2 protein-coding genes and 3 pseudogenes are annotated in these 3,601 nt (G+C 59.6%); 3 read left to right on the forward strand and 2 right to left on the reverse strand.

Translation table 11 applies throughout. From position 1 onward, the window contains the following. Positions 1–768: CocE/NonD family hydrolase C-terminal non-catalytic domain-containing protein (locus tag X735_RS135880; protein WP_023814468.1), on the forward strand; the 768-nt coding region annotated here is incomplete at its 5' end. A 571-nt stretch (positions 769–1,339) separates the two neighbouring features. Next, positions 1,340–1,481 (forward strand): annotated as a pseudogene (locus tag X735_RS1000000169175) (IS3 family transposase); the annotation flags it as partial. A 464-nt stretch (positions 1,482–1,945) separates the two neighbouring features. On the opposite strand, the pseudogene X735_RS1000000170480 reads toward X735_RS1000000169175, so the two are convergent. Together X735_RS1000000170480 and X735_RS1000000170485 are read right to left on the reverse strand one after the other, a co-directional pair. After that, positions 1,946–2,458 (reverse strand): annotated as a pseudogene (locus X735_RS1000000170480) (transposase). After that, the gene (locus X735_RS1000000170485; protein WP_348625615.1) at positions 2,355–2,858 is read right to left on the reverse strand and encodes a transposase; all 504 of its coding nucleotides are present in this window, start codon (positions 2,856–2,858) and stop codon (positions 2,355–2,357) included. The pseudogene X735_RS1000000170480 and the gene X735_RS1000000170485 overlap by 104 nt, the downstream one beginning before the upstream one ends. Before the next feature lie 131 nt (positions 2,859–2,989). On the opposite strand from X735_RS1000000170485, the pseudogene X735_RS1000000168505 reads away from it, so the two are divergent. Next, positions 2,990–3,365: pseudogene (locus X735_RS1000000168505) on the forward strand (transposase); the annotation flags it as partial. Positions 3,366–3,601 lie beyond the last annotated feature (236 nt).

Here is a 3,601-nt window from a genome sequence, read left to right on the forward strand (position 1 = left end):
GCGCCCCTTCTTGAATTGGAGATCACTTGCGACAAGCCCACCGCGATCCTCGCAGCACGTCTCTGCGATGTAGGCCCGTCAGGTGAAGTCACACGGGTCACCTACGGATTGCTCAATCTGTCGCACCGCGACAGCCACGAAAACCTGCAGCCGATGGAGGCTGGACGATCATATCGAATTTCTCTTGCGATGAATGAGATCGGCTATTCTTTCCCCTCGGGCCACCGGATCCGGCTCTCTATTTCCACTGCCTACTGGCCAATTGCATTGCCGGCGCCGGAGCGCGCCACATTGACCTTACAGGCGCAAGCCAGCCATTTGCATCTGCCGATCAGAATGCCTCAGCCGAGTGACGACGAGCTGCAAGCCTTTGACGTGCCGGAGGGTTTTCCGCTAATGGCTACCACGGTGCTGAAACCCGGCAACGTCGAGCGGTTCGTTCACATTGACCCATTGTCGAGGCAGGTCACCGTCACAGTCAAACGGGATGATGGCTCAGTGCGCCTCGATCCGATCGGCACGGTTGTTGGGCACGCAAAGCATATGATCTTTTCGGTTGCCGAAAATGATCCCTCTACAGTCCGCACGGAGGTCTACGAACGGTTTGAGGGAGGTCGCGGAGCCTGGCAGACGGCAGTGGAGGGGCGGACAGTTTTGACCGCTACCAAGACCGACTTCCACTTGCAGATTGATTTCAACGCTATCGAAAATGGCGAGCGCATCTTCTGCAAATCATGGTCGGAGAAAATTCCTCGTGATCTCGTCTGAATTCGAAAGTGGCGAACGGGAGGCGACACTGTAAGGCGTCACTGCGATCAGCGTGGACATTTTCCGCTTGCCACTTCCGCTTAAAATGGATGCGGATCTGGCTCCTCGCATTTCCCGTCCACCAAGCAAACAGTATTTGTCGAAAGCCGGCAAAAAATTGCTAGCCCGGAAAATTTCATGGCAAGTTAGCGGATGTGGAGCAAATCATTGAGATGACGCAGGATTTGGTTGCTTGGGCCGATCCGCGCCATGTGCCGGAGCCACACCCGCCATGAATGATCCTACGCTGCCGCCGACGGGTATGTATTCGCAGCAAGTCTGTCGTCGCCCGTTGCGACGGGGTGCTATCCTAGAACACTGGCGTTCTCGCTCTGGCCCAAAAAGTGGCTGCGTGTCGCCGAGCGTCGGGCGCGGTGCATCGACGATCCCCGCTACCCCGCACCAGGTCATCCTCAGCTTTGCAGATATGATCGGCTTCCGCGTCTAGATGATTGCCGCTGGCTACGAGGATGGCAATGACACCAACCGGCTGCGCTCTGATCCGGTCTTCAAGATGGCACAGGTTTACGGAGAGGCAAAGCCGAATGCGCGCTGTTCGCTGGATTCGTCCCTGACCAGTTCGCCTGCGGCCGCTTCCGCGTGCTCAACATCGTCGACGACGTGACGCGCGAATGCCTGGCGGCGTCCCGGACACGTCGATCTCCGGCCGCCAGCCCGCCATCGTGAAACAGCCGGAAAACTCCACCTTCCGGCGGTCCAAAGAATGGTATCGGATCAGAAACGGTCGAGGCTCTAATCGCCGCTGGATGAAAGTTCAGTGGCATGTATGGACGGCTCCCGCGTGGCTATTGCTTTTCGGCGTTTCTGACAATTGGTCGGGTGCAGGCATGTATACGGCCTTTGATTGCGGCGCGTCCATGCCGCTGGCCCTGATGTAGTCCGCGGATCGGATCCCAGACGGGTCAACGCGCTTTCAAGCGGCACCCACTGATCGGGTTTGTCCGATCCCGGCTCGACCGTTCGCCATCACACCATCAGAACCTCACCAATTTCTGCATCCTCGCGATCTTTCAAAGGGCGACGGTAGACTCAAAGCGCCTGCCCGTCGTCATTAGCGCCCAGACGATCCGTGCCATCTTGTTCGCCAAGGCAACAGCGACGACGTTGTACGGCTTCTTCACCAGAAGCTCGGCGGCCCATCGCGTAGGTGCAACTTTGGCCTTGCGGCTGAAACGAAGCACTGCGTGTGCTCCGACAACGAGAAGCCGGCGGAGATAGGGATCGCCTTGTTTGCTGATCCTTCCGAGGCGGTCCTTGCCACCCGATGAGTTCTGTCGCGGCACCAGGCCTATCCACGCCGCCAGTTGTCGGACTTGAAGAGCGATGGGTCTGTCACTGTCGCGGTGAGTGCGCTGGCAGTGATCGGGCCTATTCCGGGGATTGTCTCAAGGCGCCGGCTCAACTCATTCGAGCGATGCCACGCATGAATCTGGCGGGGCATCTCACGGACCTTCTCGTGCACCTCCCGCAACTGGTGGATCAGCGGAAGAAGTGCGGACCGCGCAAGCGGCGGGATGGGATCGGGATCACCGTCTTCGATCAACGCGATCAGCATACCGACCCCGGCAATCCCCTGTCGCGTTACGATGCCGAACTCGGCCAAGCGGCCGCGCAAGGCGTTCACCAGCATCGTCCGCTGCCGGATCAAAAGCTTGCGGACGCGATGTAGCATCAGCACACTCTGTTGCTCCTCGCTCTTCACCGGAACGAAGCGCAGTCGGCCGCGTCACCGCCTCGCAAATCGCCTCTGCATCAGTGGCGTCATTCTTCTGCCGCTTCACATATGGCTTGACGTAAGACGGCGGCATCAGCCGAACCTCGTGGCCCAGTGCCATTAGAACCCGAGCCCAGTGGTGTCCTGTCGCACAAGCCTCGATACCGATCAGGCACGGCGGCAAAGCCTCGAAGAATCCAACGACATCGTCGCGGCGCAGCTTACGGCGGGTCACGGTTGCGCCAGCAGCATTGATCCCGTGGACCTGGAACAGGTGCTTGGCGATATCCACCCCAATTGTGGTAATCTTCTCCATGGACGGCTCTCCCTCATGTGACTTTCGACAGCCACACTTTGGCACATTGCGATGCCGGGAGCGGAGGCCGTCCACCACATCAGGTCAGTATAAAAGAACTTCCCCCCAGGCTGGGCGCGTACCTCGCCGACCTGCCCAAAGGCAAGCAGGTCGAGACCTGGTTGCAGGACGAAGCCCGCATCTACCAGAAGAACGGTATCGTGCAGCACGGCAATGGGCCCGGCGAGGCACGCGGCCCCGTCAGCCAGCGGACCAGCGTTACAAATCGGCTTATCCTTTTCGGCGCCATCTGCCCGGCGCCTGGCACGGGAGCAGGACTGACGCTGCCCTTCGCCCACACCGAGAGGCCACGCAATTTCACCTCGATGAGATCAGCCGCAATGTCGCCAGGCGCGCCCATGCCGCCCTGCTGCTCGATCGCGCCGGCTGGCACACCACCGCAAAGCTCGAATTCCCAAGAACATGACGGTGATCTTCCTGCCGTCCCGCGCGCCAGAACTGAACCCGTTCATTACAGTGGATACGAGCTAGTGGCCGCAATCTGCCGATTGACTCGGCTGTCCGGAGCTGCGCGTTCGAGGCCAGGGTATCGACGCTCAGGTTGATCGATTTGCCCGCCCAAGATTCGTGCTGCTATCACTGGGACTTTGGGCGGGGCGCGCGACGACAAACTGAACTGCGAGCTTCCCGGCAAACACATGCGCGGTCAGCCGACGGCGTTTTTGTAAACTCGTGCGTGAGAC

It is taken from the genome of Mesorhizobium sp. L2C084A000 (assembly GCF_000502875.1).
In the GTDB taxonomy this organism is placed as follows: domain Bacteria; phylum Pseudomonadota; class Alphaproteobacteria; order Rhizobiales; family Rhizobiaceae; genus Mesorhizobium.